This window comes from Xanthomonas sp. NCPPB 2864 (assembly GCF_056675615.1).
In genome coordinates, this window is record NZ_JBWWVS010000007.1 from 140,289 (window position 1) to 164,262 (window position 23,974).

A 23,974-nucleotide genomic window follows, 5' to 3' on the forward strand; every position below is an offset into this window, starting at 1 on the left:
GGGAAGGATACGGGCACGTCACAGATGACGCGACGGTCGGGCCGTCGGGTGAAGCCTGTCGGGGAATCCGGAAGTGCTATTACCTTTTAGGCATTCAAGGCTGACTTTGGCGCCGGCGCTGCTTCAGGCCGGCAGCGTGCCTGTCGATAACCGCTGTACTCCCCGATTTGGACGCCCCATGTCTGCTGCCACCCCGAAATTCGTCAGCCTGCAAAGCAAGCTGCTCGGCGCGCTCGCGCTGGGCCTGTCGGTCATCCTGCTGTGTGCCCTGGGCGGTCTGGGCACGGCGTGGCTGAGTCTGTCCGGCAAGGTGCCGCCGGAGGTGGCGCAGGCTTCCAGCAGCGAAGAGATCACCCGCGATTTCCGCCTGCAGGTGCAGGAGTGGAAGAACGTGCTGATCCGCGGGCGCGATCCGGCGCTGCTGGACAAGCATCTAAGCGCCTTCCGCGAGCAGGGCAGGAAGGTGCAGGCCAGCACCGCGGCGCTGGCCAAGGCAACCCAGGACCCGCAGGCGCGCACGCTGGCGCAGGACTTTGCCAAGGCGCATCTGGGTCTGCAGCGCAATTACGAAGCGGCGCTGGGCAAGTTTGCCGAGGCCGGCTACGACACCCAGGTGGGCGACCAGCTGGTCAAGGGCCAGGACCGCGCACCCAGCCACACCCTCGAAGAACTGGTGAAGCGCAGCAAGACCCTGGCCGATGCGGCGGTGCTGGCCAGTTCGCAATCGGCGCAGCACAAGCTGGTGCTGTCGGCGGTAGCCACGATCGCCGCGGCGCTGTGCCTGGTGGCAGTGCTGGGCTGGTGGATCCGTCGCTCGATCGTGCGCCCGATCGAAAACGTCGCGCGTGCGGCACGCCAGGTGGCGGCCGGCGATCTGTCGGCGCGTGCGGCGGTCAGCACGCGCGATGAAATCGGTCTGCTCGGCCAGGCCATGGGCCAGGTGGTCAACACGCTCACCGATGTCTCCACCGCGCAGGCCGACATGGCGCAGCGCCACGAAGCCGGGCAGATGAGTTACCGCATGGATGCGCAGGCCTTCCCGGGCGCGTACGGCCGCATGGTCGACGACACCAATGGCTTGATCGGCGCGCAGGTCGGTCTGATCGGCGACATGCTGCAGGTGATGCAGCATTACGCGGTCGGCGACATGTCGGTGGACATGCCCCGCCTGCCGGGCGAGAAAGCGCAGATCACCGAGGCGATGGACACCACCAAGCGCAACCTGGCGGCGATCAATGGCGAAATTCGTGGCCTGGTCGACGCGGCTGCGGCCGGCGACTTCGCCACACGCGGCAATGCCGAGGCCTACCAGTTCGAATTCCGCGCCATGGTCAGCGGCGTCAACGGCCTGATGCAGAACGTGGACCAGAATCTGGCCGAGCTGTCGCAGCTGCTCAAGGCGATCGCCGATGGCGACCTGACCGCGCGCATGCACGGCAACCAGCAGGGCGTGTTCGCACGCATGCGCGACGATGCCAATGCCACCGTGCAGCGCCTGACCGATATCGTCGGCGACATCACCGTGGCCGCGCAGACCATTCGCACCGCCTCGGCAGAGATTGCCGCCGGCAACAACGACCTGGCCCAGCGCACCGAACAGCAGGCTGCCAACCTGGAAGAAACCGCTGCCTCGATGGAAGAGCTCACCTCCACCGTGCGCCAGAACGCCGACACCGCGCAGCAGGCCAGCCGCGGCGCGCAGGCGGCCGCGGAGATCGCCGGCCGTGGCGGCGAGATGGTGGCCAGCGTGGTCGACACCATGGGCGAGATCGAGGTGTCGTCCAGGAAGATCGCCGAGATCATCAGCGTCATCGACGGCATCGCCTTCCAGACCAACATCCTGGCGCTGAACGCGGCAGTGGAAGCGGCGCGTGCCGGTGAACAGGGCCGCGGCTTTGCTGTGGTCGCCTCGGAAGTGCGTGCGCTGGCGCAGCGTTCGGCCGGCGCAGCCAAGGAGGTCAAGCAGCTGATCGACGCCTCGGTGGACAGCGTGGAGCGCGGCAGCGCGCGCGTGGATCAGGCCGGGCAGACGATGCAGCAGATCGTGCAGTCGGTGCAGCAGGTGACCACGCTGATTGCGGAGATTTCCGCCGCATCGCGCGAACAATCCTCCGGTATCGAGCAGGTCGCCCGCACCGTCAACGACATGGACGAAACCACCCAGCGCAATGCCGCACTGGTCGAAGAAGCCTCTGCCGCAGCACGTGCGATGGAAGAGCAGGCGGTGGAACTGAGCGAAGCGGTATCGGTGTTCCGCCTGGACGCACGCCGGCCAAGCCTGGCGGCTGCGGCTTGATTGCGTGAGGCGTTGTAGCGGCCCAGGTGCAGCTGCTTGAATCAAAAGCCCGGTGCGTCGAGGGCGCGGTGCCCTCGCCACCTGCGGGACACGCCGTGCATCCGTCCGTGGAGGCTCCTTGGCGGCCTCCATGCCGCCAAGGGTCCCGCAAGCGGCGGGGACGCCGCACCGAGCGTTGGTCGGTGGCCCGGTCAAAACCTGTGTTTGCTTTGGAGTTCGAGATCGCCTTGTTCATGGCTTGCCTGTTGCTCGAATTCGATTGAGGGGCTAACTGGGCTCCCACAATCCGAACAACGCACATCGTGCATTGCTTGCACCAAGCACACCGACCATCTCGCTTGGTCCTTGCCCGCCTACCGTCGCGGGACCTTACGCGGCATGGATGCCGCGTAAGAGCCTACACGGACGTACTTGCGGCGTGTCCTGCGATGGTGGGCGGGCAAGGACCCTGCAACCAAGCCGCAGATCGACCGCTCCACGATCGATCCACCGACACCATCCAGTCACTTCGAGACACACGAAAACTGCGCTAAAAACCTGCGGATTCAAGTCGCAGCGTCGTCGGACGACCAAGCCAAGCCAAACCAGTCAGACCTCAGTATCCGGTCATCAACCCGCTTCGCGCATCCGCGCGGTCAGGCCCTTGAGGAAGGCGCGCAGCAACTGGTCGCCGCAGGGGCGAAAATTCTTGTGGCCGGGCTGGCGGAACAGCGCGGACAGTTCCGGCTTGGACAGCGGGAAGCCGGCGCTGGCGAAGATGGCGTGCATGTCCACGTCTTTCAGCTCGAAGGCCACGCGCAGTTTCTTCAGCACCAGGTTGTTGCCGACGCGGGTTTCCAGCGGGCGCACCGGCTGGCTCTCGTCGCGGCCGCGAAAACGCAGCACCAGGCCATCGAGGAAGCGCGCCAGCATCGCGTCGGTGCAGGGCTCGAAACCGGGCTCGTCTTCCTTCTTCAGCCAGGCCTGTACCTGCGGCTTGTCGAGCGCGAACTCCGGGTCGGCCAGGTGGGTGATCTCCACCACCTTGTCGTCGCTGAGGTCGAGCATGTAGCGGATGCTGCGCAGTACATCGTTGTGGATCATGACAATTCCGGGGCCCCGGCCTGTCGCCGGAAAGGCGCCATTCTACGGGGCCGACGCGGAACGCGGCGTGTGCCCCGCCGATCCATTGCCGAACCGGCGGCCGCTCAGCTGCCGCGATAGGTGGAATACCCGTACGGCGAGAGCAGCAGCGGCACGTGGTAATGGCCGTCGTCGGCAATGCCGAACGCGATCGGCACCTGTTCCAGGAAGGGCGGGTCGGGCAGCGCGGTGCCGGCGGCGCGCCAATAGCCGGCCACCTCGAATTCCAGCCGGTAGCGGCCGGGTTGCAGCGTGAGTGCGGCCAGTTCGGGGCAGCGCCCGTCCTGGTTGGTGACCCCGTCGAAGTGCAGCGTGGCGCCGGCGAACAGGCGCAAGGCGATACCGGCGGCGGGGCGGCCCGTGGCCGTATCCAGCACATGGGTGGAGAGCGTGCTCATGCCACCGCCTGGGTCGGTTGCGGCCATTGGCCGACGAACTCGGGCTGGTCGTAAGCCAGATAGCTGTCGACGATGGCCTGGCGGTCGTCCAGGAACAGCTGGTCGGCCACCGCGCGGGCCAGCCGCGGCAGCGCGACCTTGAGCCCGGACAACGCCGCCGCCGACGGGCCGTGGTTGATCAGCGCCGAATAGTTGAAGGCGAACAAGCCGTGCAGCAGTGCGGCATCGTCAGGCGTGCGCGGCAGCAGTTCGAAGCCCGGCCCCAGGTAGGGATGCGCATCCAGCACCGGATTGGCTTGGCCCGGCGGCGGCTGGTAGCGGTCGCCCCAGCAGGCGATGCGCCCGGACAGCGCGGCCAGTTCCGGGCGTAGTTGCGGGTCGGTGACCAGGCCGGTGGCAACGGCCAGAAAATCGAAGCGGTGCTCTCCCTGCGGCGTGCGCACCACCACCTCGCCATCGCGCTCGGCCACCTCCAGCCAGGGCGCGCCCAGGTGCAGCGCGAAGCCGGCATGCGCGCAGGCACGCTGGAAGGTGTCGTTGGTCGGCGGCTGGTTGTGTGCGAAGAAGCTGGCCATCATCCGGTACTTGTCCGCATCCGGCAGCGTCAGAAAGCGCGGGATGATGCCGGCCTGTTCCATGTGGCGGAATGGGTTGATGCGCGGCAATGCGCTGCGGCGCACGAACACCTCGGCACTGGCGACGCCTTGATCCAGCGCGAAACAGGCGTTGTCGAACGCGGAGGCGCCACCGCCCAGGATGCCCACGCGCTTGCCGGCCAGCGCGGCGAAGTTGATGTGGCCGGAGGTATGCGCATAGCGCTGTGCGGGCAGGGCGCCGCTGATCCAGTCCGGCACCATCCACTGGCCGCCGCCCTGGATGCCGGTGGCCAGGATCAGCTTGCGCGTCAGCAGCGGCGCACCCATCGCCAGATGCAGGCGATGGATGCCCGGCGCCACGTCCGGTTCCACCCGCGCCAGCCGCGTGGCATTGCGCACCGGCAGACGCAGCACCGCGCGGTACCAGCGCAGGTAGTCCATCCAGCTGCCGCGCGGGATCTTGTCCAGCGCGTCCCAGCCGGCGCCGCCGTGTTGCGCCTCCCACCAGGCGCGAAAGGTCAGCGATGGCACGCCCAGGTCGATCGAGGTGATCTGCTTGGGCGTGCGCAAGGTCTGCATGCGCGCGTAGGTCACCCACGGGCCTTCCTGCCCAGCCGGGTTCTCATCGATGACCAGCAGGTTGTGCACGCGCTCGCGTTGCAGTGCGAACGCCGCGCCCAGGCCGCTCTGGCCGGCGCCGACGATGACCACGTCATACACATGCCCTGCCGGATGCACGCGCGGCTGCGTCCAGGCATCGCCGCCATGTGCCAGGCGTTGCAGGTCGTGGTGGAGCTCGCGTTCGAGTTGGGCCAGGCTCATGGCAGTGCCTCCAGGCGCAGTTGCACGATCTTGCCGATCTCGGCGAGGGCGGTGGACAGTTCTTCGCTGCGCGAGGCATCCAGCCGGCGTTCTAGCGCGGCAAGGATGCCGGCCTTGTCGTGCAGCCGCACGCAGATCACGAACGGAAATCCGAAGCGATGGCGATAGGCCTGATTGAGCGCGTGGAAGCGCTTGAATTCGGCTTCGCTGAGCCGGTCCAATCCGGCCGAGGCCTGCTCGGCGGCCGACGCGGCGGTGAGCGTGCGGTCGATCGCCGCCTTGCCCGCCAGCTCCGGATGCGCGCGGATCAACGCAACCTGGTCTTCCTGCGACGCGTCGAACACCACCTGCATCAGCCCGCGGTACACATCGGCGAACGGACGCCGCCGTGCAGCGCGTTCGACCACCCACGGCGAATGCTCGAACAGCTCGCGGTAGCGCGCCACGAAGGCGGCATCGTCCAGCACGCTGTCGTCGATCACGCTCATGCATGCGTCCCCTGCAGCGAGACATGCGCAGCCACCACTTTCCAGCCGTCGGCAAAACGCACCCAGCTCTGGCTCTGGCGGCCGCGCGCGCTGCTGCCGTCGCGGATAAATTCTGCGTGCGTGGTGGCGAAGTCGTGGCCGAAGCCATGCACCTGCACATGCACAAGCTGGCGTTGCGGCGAGCCGCCGCGGCCGATGCGGAAGGCGCGGATCGCCTCGATGCCGTACAGCACCTCGCCCACGCCATAGCGCACCGTGCTGGGTGCGGGGTGGAACAGCGCATCCATTGCGGCGATGTCGTCGTCCATCAGGGCCTGTTCGTAGGCATGGAAGGCGGCGGTCACTTGCGCGATCACCTCGGGCAGGTCGATGTCGGCGGTGTCGATGCTCATGCCGGATGGACCTGCAGCCAATGCCGCGCAATATCGATGCGGCGCGCAATCCAGGCATCGCCGCTGGCCAGCACGTGATCGACGAAACGTGCCAGGGCCGCCGCGCGCGCCGGCTTGCCGACGATGCGCCCATGCAGGCCGACCGACAGCATGCGCCCGCCTTCGCTGCGCAACTGCTCGAAGCCATCGCGCAGATAGCGGAAGAACGGCTCGCCATCGGCAAAGCCGTTGTAGGCGACGAATTTCATGTCGTTGGCGTCCAGCGTGTACGGCACGATCAACTGCGCACGGCCATGCCGATGGTCGTAGTACGGCACATCGTCGGCGTAGCTGTCGGCGTCGTAGACAAAGCCGCCTTCCTCGGCGACCAGCCGCGCGGTGTTGGGGCTGGTGCGGCCCTGGTACCAGCCGAGCGGGCGGCTGCCGGTGGCGCGGGTGTGCACGGCGATGGCTTCGGCGATATGCGCACGCTCGGTGGCTTCATCCACATGCTGGTAATCGATCCAGCGCAGGCCGTGGCTGGCGATCTCCCAGTCGGCGGCCTGCATCGCGGCGACTGCCTCGGGATTGGAGGCCAGCGCGTGCGCCACGCCGAATACGGTCACCGGCAAATTGCGCGCAGTGAACAGCCGGTGCAGCCGCCAGAAGCCGGCACGGCTGCCGTATTCGTACAGGCTCTCCATCGCCATGGCGCGCGCGCCGGGCTGTGCTTGCGTGCCGACCATCTCCGATAGGAAGGCTTCCGAGCCGGCATCGCCGTTGAGCACGCAGTTTTCCGCGCCCTCTTCGTAATTGATGACGAACTGCACCGCGATGCGCGCGCCACCGGGCCACTGCGCTGCAGGCGGGGTGGCGCCATAGCCGACCAGGTCGCGCGCTGTGCTCATGCCTGCGGCTCCGCGTGCCAGGCCGCCAGTGCGGCTTCCACCGCCAGCCCTGGTGTGCAGGCGTAGCCTTCGGCGCGCAGCACCGCTTCCAGCGCGGCCAGGGTGATCAGCACCTTGTGCTTCATCGCGTTGTAGCCCATCGCGCCGATGCGCCAGATCCTGCCCTGCAGTGGCCCGAACGCGGTGCCGATCTCGATCTCGAAATCCTCGCGCATGCGCCGGCGCACCGCATCGCTGTCGATGCCGTGCGGAATCACCACGCCGGTGACATTGGTCATGCGGTGCGCATCGTCGCCGAACACCTCCAGCCCCAGCGCGCGGATGCCGGCACTCACCGCACGCCCGGCGGCGGCGTGACGGGCGAAGCGGGCGTCCAGGCCTTCCTGCAGCGCCACGCGCGCGCATTCGCGGGCGCCGTACAACATGGTGGTGGCCTCGGTGTGGTGATTGAGGCGCTTGTCCGACCAGTAATCCATGATCATCGCCAGATCGAAATAATTCGAGGCGATGCGCGGCCCGCTGCCGTTGACGATGTCCTCGCGCACGATGCCGCGCTCGACATGGCGACGCGCGAAGATCGCCTCGGCCGCCGTGTCGGAGACGGTGATCGGCGCCGAGCCGGATGGCCCGCCCAGGCATTTCTGCAGGCCGCCGGTGACCACGTCCACGTCCCAGCGATCGCTGGCGATGGGCATGCCGCCGATGGTGGCGGTGGCATCCACGTAACTCAGCGCGCCGGCCGCGCGGCACAGCGCACCGAGGCCATCTAGCGGCTGGGCAATGGTGGTGGAGGTGTCGCCGTGCACCGTAGCGACCAATTTGGGTGCCACGCGCTCGATCGCCTCGGCGATTGCAGCAAGCGGCACCACCTCGCCCCATGGCGCATCCACGGTGTGCACGTCGGCACCGAGCCGGCCCAGGATCTCGGTGAGCAGCAGGCCGAAGCGGCCGAAGTTGATCACCAGCACGCGGTCGCCCGGGCTGACCAGCGACACCAGCGCCGCCTCGATGCCGGCGCGCGCGGTGCCGTCGACCAGAAACGTCCAGCGATTCTCGGTGCCGAACAGCGGCCGGTACAGCGCCATCACCTCGTTCATGTAGGTGGTCATTTCCGGATCGAACTGGCCGAGCAGATCGGCGGCCATCGCGCGCAGCACGCGCGGATGCGCATTGACCGGGCCCGGGCCCATCAACAGCCGTTGCGGGGGATCGAGCTCGCCGAAGGTGTGCAGGTGACGCAGATCAGGTGACAAGGGGATCTCCCAGGTGTTCGATGAAGTGGCGCATGACCGCCAGTGCGAGCTCGGCATCGGCCGGGGCCACGTGTTCGTCCGGATGATGGCTGATGCCGCCGGCGCAGCGCACGAACAGCATCGCGGTGGGGCAGAGCGCGGCCATCACCATCGCATCGTGGCCGGCGCCGGACACCAACTGGCGCGGCGCGATGCCTTGTGCGGCGACTGCGTGTTGCAAACGGGTCATCAGTGCCGGTGCGCAGGGGCTGGCGGCCAGCGTCTGCAACGGGTCGATGGCGATGGCGATGTTGCGGGTTTTGCTGATACGGGCCAGTGCGCGTTCGATCTCCAGCACTGCCGCATCGCGCGTTGCATCGTCGCCGGCACGCACGTCCAGCGTGCAGTCCACTCGGCCGGGCACCACGTTGGTGGTGCCGGGTGCGACCTGCAGCTTGCCGACCGTGGCGACCAGGTCGTCGCTGCCGGCGCGTGCAATCCCTTCGATCGCCAGCAGGGCCTCGGCAGCGGCGCTCAATGCATCGCGACGCAAGGCCATGGTGGTGGTGCCGGCGTGGCCGGCGCGGCCGTCGAAGCGCAGGGCAAAGCGCCGCTGCGCGGCGATCGCGGTGACGATGCCGACCGGCAGGCCTTCGGCTTCCAGCACCGGGCCTTGTTCGATATGGGTTTCCAGATAGGCCAGCACGCTGCCGGGCGCGCGTGCGGCGTGTTGTAGGTGCGCGATGTCCAGATCCCAGTCGGCCAGCGCGCTGGCCACGTCGGTGCCGGCCGCGTCGGTGACCGCCAGCGTGGCGGGGTCGAGCGTGCCGGCGACGGCGCGGCTGCAGAACATCGAGGCAGGAAAGCGCGACCCTTCCTCATCGCCGAAGGCGATCACCTCGATCGCGAACGGCAGGCGCCGCCCTTGGGCGTGCAGCGCGGCGACGCATTCGATGCCGAGCAGGATGCCGAGCGGGCCGTCATAGCGCCCGGCATCGCGCACGCTGTCCAGATGGCTGCCGATCAGCAGCGCCGGTGCGTCGGCATGCGCGCCTTCGTAACGCCCGATCAGGTTGGCCGCGGCGTCCAGACGCACCTGCATGCCGGCCTGGCGCATCCATTCGCCCACCTGTGCGACGGCGGCGCGATGCGCCGGGCTGAGCCAGGCGCGGAACAGCCCGCCGGGTGTGTCGCTGTAGGGCGTAACACCCAGGGCGTCGCAGCGGTCGACCGCGCGTGCGCCCGAGCTGTGGACGGGTGAGCGGCGTTGTGCGCTCAGCATGGGGCGCCGTGCGGGGGTGTTGTTTTAACGCAGCTGCCAGAACCGCGATGCGACAGGGACTGATGCATGGAGCCTCCGCAGGCGGTGTGGAAAGGGGGCGGGTATCGCCAACGTTGGTCGCCTCGCAGCAATGGCATCAGGTGCTTGCGCGGCCGGCGGCGGCCGTCGAATCGACTATACGAACCGGCCCCGTCGCCCCAAAGCGGTTTTTTTAGGGTCGGGCGTTGCAAAAAATGCGACGGGAAGCTTGTGGCCGGCGTTGTTCCTTCTCCCTCCGGGAGAAGCTGCCCGAATGGCGGATGCGGGTGCGGCAGCGTCGAGAGAGCTGAGCAGCCGTACCCTCACCCCAACTCCTCTCCCGCAAGAGCGGGGCTTCGGGATTCCTTTTTCACCGGCTGCTACAGTCAGGCGGATTCCATGAAAGAGATTCACCAATGGCGCGCGACAACTTCAAGGACCTGCTGGCGCTGATCGCCATCGTTCGCGAGGGCAGCTTTACCCGCGCTGCCGCCAAGCTGGGCGTTTCGCAGTCGGCGCTGAGTCACACCATCCGCGGGCTGGAAGCGACGCTGGGTCTGCGCCTGCTGACCCGCACCACGCGCAGCGTGGCGCCCACAGAAGCCGGCGAGCGGCTGATCCAGACGGTGGCGCCGCGCTTTGCCGAAATCGAGGAGGCGCTGTCTGCGCTCGGCGAAATGCGCGACACGCCCGCAGGCACCGTGCGCATCACCGCCACCGACTACGCCGCGCGCGCGATTCTGTGGCCCAAGCTGTCCAGGCTGCTGCGCGACTACCCGGAGATCAAGGTCGAGATCGTGGTCGACAACGGCCTGACCGACATCGTTGCCGACCGTTACGACCTGGGTGTGCGGCTGGGCGACCAGGTCGAAAAGGACATGATCGCCGCGCGCATCGCACCGGACATGCGCATGGCCATCGTCGCCGCGCCGTCCTATTTCGCGCGTCGGCCCATCCCCAAGACGCCGCAGGATCTCACCGCGCACAGCTGCATCAACCTGCGCATGAAGACCGCCGGTGGCATCTACGCCTGGGAGCTGGAAAAGGACGGCCGCGAGGTCATCGTGCGCGTGGATGGCCAGCTGACCTTCAACGGCACCTACGAAGCGCTGGACGCGGCGGTGGATGGCTTCGGCATCGCGTTCGTGCAGGAGGATCTGGCGCGCCCGCATATCAAGGCCGGACGGCTGCGCTGGGTGATGAAGGACTGGTCGCCGACCTGGCCGGGCTTGCACGCGTTCTATCCCAGCCGCCGCCATTCCTCGTCCGCCTTCAACCTCGTCGTGGATGCGCTGCGCTACAAGGGTTGAGGGTCCGCGCCAGGCAGAGGCGCTCGACGCAGGCAAGTGGTTGATGAGCGGGCTTCATAAGCCCGTGCGCATCCGCCATCTTTATCGCTGTTCACGGCCTGCGTAAGCTGCAGCACATCCAGACACGCACACGCCCGAGCCGCAGCGCCCGTTGCTGCATTGCGCCCGTCGTGCGTCGCTGCGCTGACAGGTCGATGCAGTGCATCGCTGCCTGCGGCGCATCCCCTCCGAACACCAGGTTCGCGATCGAGCGCGGCGTCAGCGCGCTTGCGGCGTGGCGTTCGTCTCGCATTCCACTTCGCACAAAGGCTCCACATGCAAGCCAGTTCGCTCGCTACCGATCCATCCTCGCGCGCCGCACCCGCCGCAACCCGCCAGACCTGGAGCGCGGTCGGCTCGATGTCGCTCTGCGTTGCGCTGCTGATCGCCTCCGAGTTCATGCCGGTCAGCCTGCTCACGCCGATCGCCGCCGATCTGCACGCCAGTGCCGGCATGGCCGGCCAGGCGATCTCGATCTCCGGCCTGTTCGCGGTGGTCGCCAGCCTGCTGATCGCACCGCTGTCGTCGCGCTTCAACCGGCGCCATGTGTTGATCGCCCTGACCGGGGTGATGCTGTTGTCGCTGCTGTTGATCGCCAATGCGCACAGCTTCGGCATGTTGATGGTGGCGCGTGCGCTGCTCGGCATCACCATCGGCGGCTTCTGGGCATTGTCCACCGCCACGGTGATGCGCATCATGCCCGAGCATGCGGTGCCCAAGGCCTTGGGCATCATATTTATTGGTAACGCAGTCGCTGCTGCATTCGCCGCGCCATTGGGCAGCTATCTGGGCGCCACCATCGGCTGGCGCGGGGTGTTCTGGGGCATGTTGCCGTTGGTGGCGCTGACCATCGCCTGGCAATGGCGCAGCCTGCCGTCGATGCCCGCACAGGGCGCCACTTCGCTGGGTGGCATCGTCACCTTGTTGAAGCGTCGCTATGTGGCGCGCGCCATGCTCGCGGTAATGCTCGGATTTGCCGGTGCGTTTTCTGCGTTCACCTACTTTCGCCCGTTTCTGGAAACCGTTGCGCAGGTCGATGTGTCGCAACTGTCGTTGCTGCTGCTCGGCCTGGGCCTGGCCGGATTCGTCGGTACCTATGCCGCCACCGCGTTGGTGCCGAAGCGCTTGTTCACCCTGCTCAGCGTACTGCCGGTCGCACTGGGTGTGGCGACCATCGGCATGCTGCTGGCAGGTCACCTGGTGTGGGCCGTGGCCGTGGCGATGATTGCCTGGGGCACGCTCAACGCGGCGATGCCGGTGGCCTGGTCCACCTGGTTGAGCCGCTGCGTCAAGGACGCACCGGAAAGCGGCGGCGGCCTGATGGTTGCCGCAATCCAGCTTTCCATCATGCTGGGTGGCGCCGCAGGCGGCGTGCTGCTGGATCATGTGTCGATCGGCGCCACCTTTGTCGGTGCCAGCGTGTTGCTGCTGGCCTCGTCACTGGTTGCAGGGCGTGGCGATCGCTTACAGCCGTGAGGGATGGCGATCGCACGATGCGGCGCGCATTGCGCGGACGTCGGCCCGTGCCAGGCAACGACGCCAGAGGCAGTGCTTGGCTCCCTCTCGCGGCGCACACCCAAGGTGTCTGCGTAGGTATTGCCGCATGGCCGGTGCTGCTGCCATCGAGCAGCGCCGGTCCGATGCCGAGAGACAACGGAAGACGTTGGCGAGCGCACCGTTGTCAGCAAGCGCAAGCGCGTGTGGCTGTTGTGCCGTCGTGACGGACTCCTGGCGTTATCTCCAACAGTCCGATGTGAGATGACGAGCACCTCACACCAACGCGGAACTTGTCAGGCTCAATCGGCCGACAGCGATCCCAGGGTGAAGCCGGACACGGCATTGACCTTGCCGCGCCAGAGCACACCACGGTTGCTGGGCAGGGGCTGGCCGCCGGGCGAGAAGCAACGCGAGTCGATCAGGTGAATGAACTGCGGCGGCCGGCTGCTTTGCTGCGCATCTTCCTCGGTGTCGTAAATGCTGGCGTGGCTGGCAAACGCACGACGGATATCCTCTTTTTCCTCGGCATCGCCGGGGTAGGCGGCAGAGAATTCCTGCGCAAACGCCTCAAAGTACTGCTTGCCGCTGACCAGCTGGCCGGACACGATGATGCCCTCGACAAACAGCGTGATGCCGAACTGCACGTTCGAGCTGTTGACGGTTGCGACCAGCTTCTGCAGATACCAATCCAGGCTCTGGCCGTCGAACGCCAGCTTGACGTCTTCCAGGCTGGGTTGGTTGTCTTCTTGCTCTGTCATATGGCTCTCCTTGGTGGAAGGGTTGATGCGTCTGTCGAAATAAGCACGGCGACGTAGCTTACCCATCGCCATGCATGCCCAAGAAAGCAGGTGCGTCCTGTCCGGTGAACGGCGTGGTTGAGTCCGCCATCGTCGCCTTGGAGAGCATGCCCAGAGTCTATGACATGTTCACCTTGTCGGCCTGCAACTGGCTGGAGTCTCGGTCCTGCGCGCTAGCCGGTGCTGGCGTGCAAGCACGCTCTGACCCGATCGCTTGATTGGCGGGCAGGGATGTCTGCCCGTCACCACGCAGGCGCAGCAAGCATCATCACGCCCCAACCATCACCACCCAGCCACCGCACCATCGGATCGCGGATCGCTTGCTCCGCTGATCACGCCATCGGCCTCGCGCACCAGCGCGCCTGCGTGTCCCATCACCGAGCTGTAGGCGGGCAACAGGTCCACCGCATGCCCGGCATCGCGCAGTGCCTGCACCAGTGCCGGATCAAAACGGTCTTCCAGCTTGAGTGATGTGCTCTCTTCGCCCCAGGTGCGTCCCAACAGCCAGCGTGGTGCGGTGATGGCCTGTTGCAGCGGCACGCCGAAACGCGCGTAGCGGGAGAAGATCGCCGCCTGGGTTTGTGGCTGGCCTTCGCCACCCATGGTGCCGTAGGCCATGACGCGGCCGTCGTCGAAGGTGGCCAGTGCCGGGTTGAGGGTGTGGAAGGGTTTGCGGCCCGGGGCGAGCGCGTTCCAACCGTCGGGGGCAAGGCGGAAACTGCAGCCGCGGTTTTGCCAGGTGATGCCGGTGCGCGGCAGCACCAGGCCGGAGCCGAATTCGAAATAGGTGGACTGGATGCAACTGACCGCGCGGCCGTGCGCGTCGATGGCGCCGAACCAGACGGTGTCGCCGGCCTGCGAGGGCTGCGGCCAGGGCAGCGCGCTGTGCATGTCGATGCGTGCGGCGAGCGCATCCAGTGCGCCACTGTCATCGAGCAGCGCCTGTGCGTCCAGCGTCATCCAGTCGGGGTCGCCGAGGTGTGCGTCGCGGATCAGGAAGGCCTGTTTGCTGGCTTCGACCAGGCCGTGGAGGTGCGCATAGCTGTCGGGCTGTGCGACCTGCAGGCGATCGAACAGGGCAAGGATCAGCAGCGAGGCCAGGCCTTGCGTGGGCGGTGCGTGGTTGTAGAGGCGTGCACCGTGGATGGCGACCGAGAGCGGTACGCTGGCGTCGGCACGGTGGCTAGCAAGATCGTGCGCACGCAGCGGGCTGCCGAGCGCCTGCAGGTCGGCGGCGATGTCGTCGGCCAGTGCGCCGCGATAGAAACTGTCCAGGCCGTCGTCGGCCAGCCGTTGCAGGGCGTGTGCGAGCTGCGCCTGATACAGCAGTGCGCCTTCGTGCAGCGGCGTGCCGTGGGGTTCGAAGATGCTGGCGTAGGCACCGGGTTGCACGCGCAGCTCGGCCCCCTTGCTGGCAGCGATGTGCGCACCGCCCAGCGTCACCGGCACGCCGGCGCTGGCGTGGTGGATGGCGTCCTGCAACAGGCGCTGCAGCGACAGGCCGCCGCCTGCGTGCTGCAGAGCGAGCGCCCAGCCGGCGACGGTGCCGGCGACGGTATTGGCCGCGCCCGGGCCGCGCCACGGAATGCTGCTGTGGCCGCGATAGAACTCCAGTGTTGCAGCCTGTGCGGCACGGCCGCAGGCGTCGATGGCGTGCACGCGGCCGTCGGGGTCGTGGATCAGCCAGAAGCCGTCGCCACCGATACCGGTCATGTGCGGGTAGACCACGGCCAGGCAGGCGGCAGTGGCGACGGCGGCTTCAATGGCATTGCCGCCGTCGCGCAGCACATCGCGCCCGGCCTGTGCGGCCAGATGGTGCGGGGCCACGACCATGCCGCGGCGTGCGCGCAAGGTGTGCAGCATCAGCGTGTCTCCGCCGGTGGGCTGAAGGCCAGCAGGCCGTCGCGTTCGAGTTGCGCGGCGAGCGCGAACAGGCGGTCTTCGCGGCCGGGTGCGGCAATCAGCTGCACGCCCAGCGGCAGGCGACCGGGGCGCGGCAACGGCGCGGCCAGCACCGGGCAGGCGGCCAGGCCGAGCGGCTGGGTGAAGATTCCCAGGTTGGCGCGCGCGGACACCGGCAGGCCGTCGATCTGGATGGTGTCCTGGTCGATGCGCGGCGCCACGCAGGGTGTGGCTGGCGCGATCAACACATCCACCTCGTCCCAGAGCCGTTGCATGGCGGCGCCGAACCACTGCGCGAAGCGGTGCGCATCGGCCACCGCGCTGGCGGGCAGCTGCAGGCCGGCGAGCAGGCGGTCGCGGGTGGCCGGGTCGAACCGCTCGGCCTGCGTGCTCAGGCCGGCGCGATGGCGGTGGCCGCCCTCGGCAGCGGTGAGCACGAAGGCGGCGGCGCGGGCGCGTTCTGCTTCGGGTAATTCGATGAGGGTGCTGCTGTCGCAGGCGGTGAGCAATGCGCTAAGGCCGGCATCCAGTTCGGGATCGAGATTGCGCTGGAACCAGCCGCCCAGGCGGGCGATGCGCAGGCTGCCGGCATTGCACGACGCCAGCGGCTGACCAAGCATGACTTCATGGACGCGGCGCAGGTCGGCGATGGAGCTGGCGAACGGCCCGACCACATCCAGCGCATCGACGAAGCCGAACACGCCATCCAGCGGCAATGCGCCGTGCGTGGGGCGCAGGCCGTATACGCCGCATAGCGCGGCCGGGACGCGGATGGAGCCGTTGGTGTCCGAGCCCAGCGCGAACGGCACCAGCCCGGCGGCCACCGCGGCGGCTGAACCGCCCGACGAGCCACCGGCCAGATGACGGTGATGGTGCGGGTTGGCGGTGGTGCCGTAGTGCGCGTTGACGGTGGCGAAGCCGTAGGCGAATTCGTCCATGTTGGCGGTGCCGACCAGCACCGCGCCGGCATCGCTCAGCCGTTGCACCACGGCCGCATCGCGGCTGGCGGGCGCGCACTGCGCGCGCATGACCGCGCCAGCGGTGGTGACCTGGCCGGCGACGTCGAACAGATCCTTGACCACGAACGGCACGCCGGCCAACGCACCGCCGTCGCTGCCGCCGGCCAGCGCGGCCTGCACGCGCGCGGCATCGGCGGCGGCGCGTGCGGGCAGCAGGCGGGTGATCGCGCGCAGGCTGTCGTTGGCTTGGTTGATGCGCGTGAGCGTCTGGGTGGCAAGGCGTGCAGCCAGGCTGGGCTGGCTGCGGGTGGTGCTGACGATGGAGGCGATCAGCCCGCGCGGCGTGGTGGTGTCCGGCGCTGCCGGGCGCGGCGCGTTGAAGCTGGCGAGCAGCTGCGCGTGGCCACGCAGGACCTCGGTATTGCGATCGATGCCGGCCTGCCACTGCGCTGGGAGTTGCATGGGGTCACCTGGTTGGAAGCGGGGATTCGCTCGTTGGGAGTCGGGATTGGGATGCCGCAGCCTCATCCGCGCCTCGGGCATCTTCTCCCGATGGGAGAGGGGGGAGCGGCGAGCCTACTGCTGGTGGTTGCGGCGCGGTGAGGTGGTCTACCAGCAATTGTTCGAACGCTTCGATATCCACCGCGTGCACCACGGTCTGCGCCTGCTCGCCCAGGCCCGGCTGGTACCCCGGTGCCCACGACAGGATGTCGCCGTAGCCGGCATCGAAGGCGGTGTTGGTATCGACGTAGAGCGTCTCGGTCCGTGTCGCCAGCTCGGGCCGCAGCCATACCGCAGTGGCCAGTTCGTCCCACATCGGAAAACCCGGTTCGCGGCGGCGCAAGGCGTGGCCGATGCTGGTATCGGCCGCGCTGATGCGCGCCAGCAGGTCGGGCGTGAGTTCGGTCGCGGTCGATGGATCCACCGGCACCATGGTGATCCTGCGCCAGGGGGCGCGCATGACGATGCTGGCCGCTTCCGGATCCCAGCGGATATTGAATTCGCGGCGTGGCGAGTTGACGAATTCGCGTGCGAACTGCTGCGCGCTGATGCTGTTGCGTTGCTGGCGTGGGTTGAGGCTGCCGCCCATGTAGACCAGCTCACGTGCCAGCGTGGCGAAGGCCGGATCCAGCGATTGCGCAAGCGCCAGATTGGTCAACGGGCCGGTGGCAATGATGCTCACCTCGCCCGGATACTGGCGCACCATGCGCAGCATGAACAACGCGGCCGGCTCGTCGGACGCGCGCACCACGCTGGGATTGCCCAACGGCAGGTCGGGCACCACGTCGTGGGCGTGATAACGCGGCGCGCTTTGCACGGTGTCGCCATCCACCCAGTGCCTGGTCCAGGCACCTTTCCAGACCAGCTTGCCGTAGAGCGCTTCCCAGCGCTCGGTGGCCAGTTCGCTGTTGAGCAGCGGATGCACCGGGCCGGGCAGCACCGGGATGTCGGGGTGACCGGCCAATTCCAGCAGGCGGCAGCTATGCGCCAGCACTTCGTCGCGCCAGATGTTGCCGCTGACCGCGCTGATGCCCAGCACCTCGACCTCGGGCGACTGCAACAGCAGCAGCTGCGCGGGTGTGAAGCCGTCGATGTCGTCTTCGAGAATGACGCGGCGTCTGGATGTGGTGGCGTGCGGGTCGGTCATTGCGTTTTTGTCGTGGAAGGTTGAGTGCATTGCAGCGGCGATGGATCGAGGGCGTTGGTAGGAGCGTGCCTGCGCGCGACGGGGGGTTACCGGTAAAGCCCATTCGCGCTCTGGCGCGCTCCTACATTCAACAACGTGCGCTCGTACTGGGCCAGGTCGGTCTCCAGCTGCCATTGCAGCCGGGCCTTCTCGCTACCCTGGCGGAATACGCGACAGGCAGCATCATCGGTTTCGCGCTGCAACGCAGTGGCGCAGGCCTGCGCAGCGTTACCTTCGGCATCCCACAGGCTGGTGCCCGGCAGGAAGCTGTAGGTCAGGCCGTTGCGGGCGAGCTGTTTGAGCGTGGGGTAATCGATGCCTTGTTCCTGCATCGCGCGTTGATATTCGTGGGTCATGTCTGCGCGGGAGACGCCGGCATCGTCGGTGGACAGCACCACCGGCACGCCGGCGCGCAGATACATCGCCAGCGGATGTGCGGGGCCTTTGACGCCAAGAATCACATCGTTGCTGGTGAGGTTGATCTCCACCGCAATCTGCTGGCGGCGCATGCGCTGCAGCAGGCCGTCGGCGTCGTCTTCATAAGGCAGGTCCACGCCATGACCGATGCGGCGCGCACCAGCGTCCACCGCCTGGCGGATATGCGAGCGCAGTTGCGCCGGCGGCACCAGGCCCAGGGCCAGCTCGCCGGCGTGCAGGGACAGCGGCACGTCGGGATAGCGCGCGGCGAAGAAGCGGAACATCGCCATGTGCCGCGCGTAATCGGCCAGCGCCACCGGGTTGTCTTCGGGCGCGACGATGTTCAACGCCACCGCGCGGCTGCCGCCGGCGGCGATCAGCGCATGCGCCAGCGCCATCTGCCCGAACACCATCGGCTGCGGCAACACGCGCAGCACGTAAGGCACGTAGCGGTAGGTGACCTGGCAGCCGGGACGCGCATCGGGCTGGTCGCAGTGCAGCACGCGGCGCACCTGGGCATCGGTGTCGGCAAGCGCGCGTTGTGCGGCCTGCACCAGCGGCGGCAAGGCATCCTGCAAGGCGCGCAGGTTGGCCGTGTCGTCGTCGCCCTTCCAGGGCAAGGACTGCATCTGTTTTGCGGCCTGATCCATCTGCGGCGGATTGGCGATGATTTCCACATAGGGCACACGGTCGCGTGCGGCCTGCTCCAGCACCGCGGCCACGGTGTCGGCAACGCGCGTGCGCACCACCGCGTCGAACTTGCCGAAGGTGCCGAAGAACTGACCGTGTCCGGTGGGTTGCGACGGGCTGGGCAGGAACTTGCGCATCGACAAGGCATCCACCACCCGTCCATACAGCGCGGCATTGCGCGTTGCCAGGTCGCGTGCCGGCTCCTGGCCGTTGCCACACGGCGGCGCGCGCAGGCTCAGGTCGTCCAATTGCACGCAGGCGCCATCCTCGCTGGCCCATTGCAGGTAGTCCTCGGCATACACCGAGCCGGACAGATGGTTATGCAGGTCGCCGCCCTTGGGCATCGCCTGCAGCCAGGCACGCAGCTGCGCAGGCTGATCGGCGGCGGTGCGCAGCAGCTGCGCCACCTGCTGCTCGCGTTGCTGTGCAGGGGTGGCTTGGCTGCGTGCCTGTGCGGCGGTGGGCAACAACAGGCATAGCGCCACAATCAGACTGCGATGAACGATGGACATGCGATGGAAAGCTCGAAAAGAACGGCAATGGTGCAATCACGCCGGTAGATGCGAAGCATGCCCTGCATGCGTGGTGCACGGCCAGCACTGGAGTGGTTATTTGCTGGTGCTGAAGCTCGTATTGGTGGGCGGACACCTGGGTGAGGTTGCAAGGCTCCTTGGTGCTACATGAGGCACCGCGCCACCAGCAATGCCTGCGGATCGACGAGCGCTGCTTCGTCGCTTGCGAATCTCCCGCAGCGTCCTCCACATCGGCACACCAGGCCTGACGCGGCACATCAGCGCAGCGCAGGCAAGCGCGCTGCAGCGACCAGGCCGTTTCCGGCAGCGGGCACGCGATGTACGGGTGATGTGCTGCGGCTGCGTGCAGGTCATGACGATCGGCGGCACAACGCATCCTCATCTGCAGTGCTCACCAATCGCATCGGCAGGACCATCGGCATGGGGCAATGGCCGCACTCGCAGCAGCGCTGCACAGGCATCTGCCACACACAGGCCGCCTCAAAGATCCAGCACCAGCCGCGGCGAGCGGCTACGCGAACAACACAACGTGATCTGTCGGTTCTGCGCGTGTTCGCTGTCGCTGAGCACACTGTCGCGGTGATCGGGGGTGCCCGCCAGGACGCCGGTCAGGCAGGCGCCGCACATGCCCTGCTCGCAGGACAGCGGCACCTCGATGCCGGCGTCCAGCAGGGCGCTGGCGATGCTGCAGTCGGCCGGCACCTGCACCACGCGGCCGCTGGCGGCCAGCTCCACTTCGAAGGCGCTGTCGGCATCGTGGGCGATGCCGGGCTCGGCGGCGGCGAAGTGTTCGCGGTGTAGTTGCTCCGCCGTCCAGCCGTGCGCCCTGGCGAGCAGCGTGTAGTGGTCCATGAAGGCGGCCGGCCCGCACAGGTACAACTGGTCGCGCGCACGCGCCTGGCCCAATTCCTCGGGCACATGCACGCGCGGGCTCTCGCCGCCGTCGCTCAGATGCACCTGCACCTGGCCGTGCGCGAAGCCCTGCTGCAGCCGCTGCCCGAACGCCACGTCGGCGTGCCGGCGGGCGTAGTAGTGCAGCACGAAGGGTTCGCCGCGCGCTTCCAGCGCTTCGGCCATCGACAGCAGCGGGGTGATGCCGATGCCGGCGGCCAGCAGCACGTGGCGGTCGCCCGGATGCAGCGGAAACAGGTTGCGCGGTGTCGAGATGCGCAGGCGGTCGCCGGTGCTCAGCTGCTCGCACAGATGCCGCGAGCCGCCGCGCGAGGCGTCGGCCAGCTTCACGCACAGCAGGTAGTGGTCGCGCAGATGCGGTGCGCTGGCGATCGAGTACTGGCGGATCATGCCGTCGGGCAGATGCAGGTCCACATGCGCGCCGGCCTCGAAGGCCGGCAATTCCGCGCCGACCGGCTCCAGCCGGATCGCGCGCTGGCGATGGCCCTGGTCGAAGACCTCGGCAACGCGGACCTCGTGCAACTGCATGGCGTGCTCCTTGGCGGTCAGCGCAGGAAGAAATCGCTATAGCCCTGGCTGCGCAGGCCACGGCGGTAGGCGATCGAGCTGCGGTCGGCCGGGATATGCACTTCCAGCAGCGGGTCCAGCGGCAGGTATTCGGGGCGCTGCGCCTCGACCATGGCGCGGTCTTCCTCGAACACGCGCAGGTTGAAGGCGTGCACGTCCTCCACCGGCAGATGGGTGTCGAAGTTGCGTGCGATCGGCACCAGCAGGCGCGTCTTGTGCTTGGACACCGGGCTGGCCGCGTTCATGATCACCAGCCGCTTGCCCGGCACCGGGAAGTGGATGGTGAGCGTGGCAACGAAGGGCAGGTGTACTTCGAAATGGCGCAGCCACTGGAAATCCGGGTCCACGTCCGGCAGCGGCATGTCCACCGAATAATTGGCCACCGAGCTCAGGTAGTCGGCATTGAAGCCGGTCGGCGTCTCGGTGGTGGTGTAGGCCGGCACCTCGCGCTTGTCCGGCTGGGCAAAGGTGGCGGTGTGCACGAAGGCGAAATGCGCCACGTCGATGAAGCCCTCCAGCTGGCGCGCGGCGCTGCCGCCGATGTCGAAGGCCGGGCAGACGATCTGCTGGAAGCCGTCCTCGTCCCAGCCGGGCATCGGCGGAATCTGCACCTCGGCCGCGCTGACGCCGGCCGGTTTGGCCAGGCACACCCAGATCAACCCGTAGCGCTCGGCCACCGCGTAGGTGTGCAGGCGCATCTTGGCCGGGATGTTCTGGCTGGGACTGGCGGGGATGTGGTTGCAGCGCCCGCCCGAGCCGAAGCGCAGCCCGTGGTAGGCGCAGACCACGCCGCCGCCATCGGCGGTGCCCATGCTCAGCGGCACGCCGCGGTGCGGGCAGACATCGCGCGCGGCCACCAGTTCCTCGCCCAGCCGGTACAGCACCAGCGGCTCGTCCAGCAGGGTGGCCTTGAACGGCGCCTGCCCGACCTCGCTGCTCAGCGCCACCGCGTGCCAATGCTGGGCCAGGCGCTGCCAGTCGGCGGCCTCGAAGGTGCAGTGCAGCGGCAGGGCGGGGACGGCGACATCCATGGGTCCAGTCTCTGGCGTAGGGCGGGGAGCGGTGCCGGATTGACTCTAGGAAGCTGGGGGTGTGTTATCAAACATCGATTTTCAGCCAAGCCATTGCAAAAAATGCAACGCAACCCGAGCCCCGCCGCATGCTGACCTTTTCCCGCTTCACCCGTTACTTCATCGAAGTGGCCCGCTGCGGCAGCATCCGCAAGGCCTCCGAGGTGCTGCACGTGTCGGCCTCGGCGATCGACCGGCAGATCCTCAAGGCCGAGGAGGAACTGGGTGCGCAGCTGTTCGAGCGCCTGCCCGGCCGGCTGCGGCTGACCGCCGCTGGCGAGCTGCTGCTGGTGGACGTGCGCGGCTGGGAGAAGGCCTACGCCCGCACCCTGGAGCGCTTCGACGAGCTCAAGGGGCTGCGCCGCGGGCACGTGGAGATCGCCATGATCGACGCGCTCAGCGAGGGCGTGGTGCCGGAGGCGGTGGCGGCGCTGGTGCAGGAGTACCCCGGCATCACCTTCAACCTGTCCACCGCGCGCAACCAGCGGGTGATGGAAATGGTGACCTCGGCCGATGTGGACATCGGCCTGCTGCTGGACCCGGTGAGCAGCGTGGACCTGGAGGTGCGCGCCTTTGCCGACATCCCGCTGGGGATTGCGATGCCGGTCGGCCACCCGCTCAGCACCCGCACCGAGCTGCAGCTGAGCGAAACGCTGGAACACCGCCTGCTGCTGCCGGCCGCCCCGCTGATCGTCGGCGAGCATGCCAAGGTGCTGTACCAACGCCAGCACATCGACGTGAAGCGGCTGACCCACTGCAACGATGTGCGCACCCTGCGCGGGCTGGTGCGCGCCGGTGCCGGCGTGGGCCTGATGTCGTGGCTGGATGCCGCGCCGGATGTGGCCGACGGCCGCCTGGCGTTCGTGCCGTTCCGCCGCCACCTGACCAAGCCGATGACGCTGGCGCTGTGCGTGGCCCCGCAGCGGCAGCTGTCGCGCTCGGCGCTGCTGACGATCCAGGCGCTGGCGGCGAAGATCGATGCGATGGTGGTGCCGGTGGTTGGTTGAACCCCTCTCTCTCCTGGAAGAAGGGAGCAAAGCCCCTCGCCTGCGGGAGAGGGGTTGGGGTGAGGGGACCGGGCGACGTCACATTGGGTGGTTGGTCATGCGAGGCTCCGCTCGCACCCGCATACGGCGCTGCGCGCCAGCTTCTCCCGGCGGAAGAAGAGATGCGAAGCGCTAAGCGCACACAACCCCCACTCGTTACACTTGCCACGCTCTCCCCACACGACACCGCAGCATGCAGTTGATCGATATCGGCGCCAACCTCACCCATGACTCCTTCGACCGCGACCGCGACGCCGTGCTGCAACGCGCACGCGAGGCAGGCGTTGCGCAATTGGTGATCACCGGTGCCAGTCGCGAGCATTCGCCGGTGGCCTTGCAGCTGGCCCAGCAGCATCCCGGATTCCTCTACGCCACCGCCGGCGTGCACCCGCACCACGCAGTGGAGTTCACCGCCGAATGCGAGGCCGAAATGCGCACGCTGCAGGCGCACCCGCAGGTGGTGGCGGTGGGCGAATGCGGGCTGGATTATTTCCGCGATTTCGCCCCGCGTCCGGCCCAGCACAAGGCCTTCGAGCGCCAGCTGCAACTGGCTGCCGACAACGGCAAGCCGCTGTTCCTGCATCAGCGCGAGGCGCACGACGATTTCCTGTCGATCATGCGCAGCTTCGATGGCCGCCTTGGCCCGGCGGTGGTGCATTGCTTCACCGGCAGCCGCGAAGAACTGTTCGACTACCTGGACCGCGATTACTACATCGGCATCACCGGCTGGCTGTGCGACGAGCGCCGCGGCCTGCATCTGCGCGAGCTGGTACGCAACATCCCGGCCAACCGCTTGATGATCGAAACCGACGCGCCGTACCTGCTGCCGCGCACGCTCAAGCCGATGCCCAAGGACCGCCGCAACGAGCCGGTGTTCCTGTCGCATATCGTCGAAGAACTCGCACGCGATCGTGGCGAGGACGTGGCGCTGACCGCGGCCAACAGCACCGCGGCGGCGCGTGCGTTCTTCCGTCTGCCCGCGCCTGCAGCGGCGGCATGACCTGCGCGGCGTGGA

The 23,974-nt window shown here is 67.8% G+C and carries 20 protein-coding genes; 5 read left to right on the forward strand and 15 right to left on the reverse strand.

Annotation, left to right across the window (positions count from 1 at the left end; genetic code table 11):
* Positions 1-178: 178 nt before the first annotated feature.
* The gene (locus tag AC1KVE_RS15505; RefSeq protein ID WP_481092559.1) at positions 179-2,296 is read left to right on the forward strand and encodes a methyl-accepting chemotaxis protein; all 2,118 of its coding nucleotides are present in this window, start codon (positions 179-181) and stop codon (positions 2,294-2,296) included.
* A gap of 609 nt (positions 2,297-2,905) precedes the next feature.
* Here the strand turns inward: AC1KVE_RS15505 and AC1KVE_RS15510 are convergent.
* The 8 genes from AC1KVE_RS15510 to AC1KVE_RS15545 all read right to left on the reverse strand — a co-directional run bounded on the left by AC1KVE_RS15510 (position 2,906) and on the right by AC1KVE_RS15545 (position 9,515).
* Complete coding sequence (locus tag AC1KVE_RS15510) at positions 2,906-3,379, reverse strand: YehS family protein (protein WP_016901421.1); 474 nt, start codon at positions 3,377-3,379, stop codon at positions 2,906-2,908.
* Between the two features lie 104 nt (positions 3,380-3,483).
* Positions 3,484-3,843, reverse strand: a complete 360-nt coding sequence (gene uraH, locus AC1KVE_RS15515; RefSeq protein ID WP_016901422.1) for a hydroxyisourate hydrolase — start codon at positions 3,841-3,843, stop codon at positions 3,484-3,486.
* Positions 3,813-5,234, reverse strand: a complete 1,422-nt coding sequence (gene hpyO, locus AC1KVE_RS15520; RefSeq protein WP_184457823.1) for an FAD-dependent urate hydroxylase HpyO — start codon at positions 5,232-5,234, stop codon at positions 3,813-3,815. Before hpyO ends, uraH begins: the two co-directional genes overlap by 31 nt.
* Positions 5,231-5,722, reverse strand: coding sequence for a 2-oxo-4-hydroxy-4-carboxy-5-ureidoimidazoline decarboxylase (uraD, locus tag AC1KVE_RS15525; RefSeq protein WP_016901424.1), 492 nt, complete (start codon positions 5,720-5,722; stop codon positions 5,231-5,233). Before uraD ends, hpyO begins: the two co-directional genes overlap by 4 nt.
* Positions 5,719-6,114: an oxalurate catabolism protein HpxZ gene (gene hpxZ / locus AC1KVE_RS15530; protein WP_102255416.1), complete on the reverse strand. Its 396-nt coding sequence runs from the start codon at positions 6,112-6,114 to the stop codon at positions 5,719-5,721. The genes uraD and hpxZ overlap by 4 nt, the downstream gene beginning before the upstream one ends.
* Positions 6,111-7,001, reverse strand: a complete 891-nt coding sequence (gene puuE, locus AC1KVE_RS15535; protein WP_184457825.1) for an allantoinase PuuE — start codon at positions 6,999-7,001, stop codon at positions 6,111-6,113. Before puuE ends, hpxZ begins: the two co-directional genes overlap by 4 nt.
* The gene (locus AC1KVE_RS15540; RefSeq protein ID WP_184457827.1) at positions 6,998-8,254 is read right to left on the reverse strand and encodes a pyridoxal-phosphate-dependent aminotransferase family protein; all 1,257 of its coding nucleotides are present in this window, start codon (positions 8,252-8,254) and stop codon (positions 6,998-7,000) included. The genes puuE and AC1KVE_RS15540 overlap by 4 nt, the downstream gene beginning before the upstream one ends.
* A complete protein-coding gene (locus AC1KVE_RS15545) occupies positions 8,244-9,515 on the reverse strand; it encodes an allantoate amidohydrolase (protein ID WP_184457829.1) in 1,272 nt (423 codons plus the stop codon). Before AC1KVE_RS15545 ends, AC1KVE_RS15540 begins: the two co-directional genes overlap by 11 nt.
* 434 nt (positions 9,516-9,949) lie before the next feature.
* On the opposite strand from AC1KVE_RS15545, the gene AC1KVE_RS15550 reads away from it, so the two are divergent.
* Both AC1KVE_RS15550 and AC1KVE_RS15555 read left to right on the forward strand, forming a co-directional pair.
* Positions 9,950-10,843, forward strand: coding sequence for a LysR family transcriptional regulator (locus AC1KVE_RS15550; RefSeq protein ID WP_024939822.1), 894 nt, complete (start codon positions 9,950-9,952; stop codon positions 10,841-10,843).
* A gap of 315 nt (positions 10,844-11,158) precedes the next feature.
* Positions 11,159-12,358: an MFS transporter gene (locus AC1KVE_RS15555; RefSeq protein WP_184457831.1), complete on the forward strand. Its 1,200-nt coding sequence runs from the start codon at positions 11,159-11,161 to the stop codon at positions 12,356-12,358.
* Between the two features lie 320 nt (positions 12,359-12,678).
* On the opposite strand, the gene gvpU is transcribed toward AC1KVE_RS15555, so the two are convergent.
* The 7 genes from gvpU to AC1KVE_RS15590 all read right to left on the reverse strand — a co-directional run bounded on the left by gvpU (position 12,679) and on the right by AC1KVE_RS15590 (position 21,874).
* Positions 12,679-13,137 (reverse strand): gas vesicle accessory protein GvpU, encoded by a 459-nt coding sequence (gene gvpU, locus AC1KVE_RS15560; RefSeq protein WP_024939820.1) that lies wholly within the window; start codon positions 13,135-13,137, stop codon positions 12,679-12,681.
* A 321-nt stretch (positions 13,138-13,458) separates the two neighbouring features.
* Positions 13,459-15,039: a gamma-glutamyltransferase family protein gene (locus AC1KVE_RS15565; protein ID WP_184457833.1), complete on the reverse strand. Its 1,581-nt coding sequence runs from the start codon at positions 15,037-15,039 to the stop codon at positions 13,459-13,461.
* Positions 15,039-16,499 carry an AtzE family amidohydrolase gene (locus AC1KVE_RS15570; RefSeq protein ID WP_481092906.1) on the reverse strand — a complete coding sequence of 487 codons (1,461 nt, stop codon included), beginning with the start codon at positions 16,497-16,499 and terminating at the stop codon, positions 15,039-15,041. Before AC1KVE_RS15570 ends, AC1KVE_RS15565 begins: the two co-directional genes overlap by 1 nt.
* Positions 16,500-16,503: 4 nt before the next feature.
* On the reverse strand, positions 16,504-17,685 hold the full coding sequence (locus tag AC1KVE_RS15575) for a nucleoside hydrolase (RefSeq protein ID WP_481092905.1): 1,182 nt from the start codon (positions 17,683-17,685) through the stop codon (positions 16,504-16,506).
* 86 nt (positions 17,686-17,771) lie between these two features.
* Positions 17,772-19,343: an adenosine deaminase family protein gene (locus AC1KVE_RS15580; RefSeq protein ID WP_184457839.1), complete on the reverse strand. Its 1,572-nt coding sequence runs from the start codon at positions 19,341-19,343 to the stop codon at positions 17,772-17,774.
* 501 nt (positions 19,344-19,844) lie between these two features.
* Complete coding sequence (locus tag AC1KVE_RS15585; RefSeq protein WP_184457841.1) at positions 19,845-20,804, reverse strand: PDR/VanB family oxidoreductase; 960 nt, start codon at positions 20,802-20,804, stop codon at positions 19,845-19,847.
* A gap of 17 nt (positions 20,805-20,821) precedes the next feature.
* The gene (locus AC1KVE_RS15590) at positions 20,822-21,874 is read right to left on the reverse strand and encodes an aromatic ring-hydroxylating oxygenase subunit alpha (protein ID WP_104569255.1); all 1,053 of its coding nucleotides are present in this window, start codon (positions 21,872-21,874) and stop codon (positions 20,822-20,824) included.
* 128 nt (positions 21,875-22,002) lie between these two features.
* Here AC1KVE_RS15590 and AC1KVE_RS15595 point away from each other — a divergent pair, with 128 nt between their 5' ends.
* Positions 22,003-22,920, forward strand: a complete 918-nt coding sequence (locus AC1KVE_RS15595; protein WP_024939813.1) for a LysR family transcriptional regulator — start codon at positions 22,003-22,005, stop codon at positions 22,918-22,920.
* A 232-nt stretch (positions 22,921-23,152) separates the two neighbouring features.
* Positions 23,153-23,959, forward strand: a complete 807-nt coding sequence (locus AC1KVE_RS15600) for a TatD family hydrolase (RefSeq protein WP_184457843.1) — start codon at positions 23,153-23,155, stop codon at positions 23,957-23,959.
* Positions 23,960-23,974 lie beyond the last annotated feature (15 nt).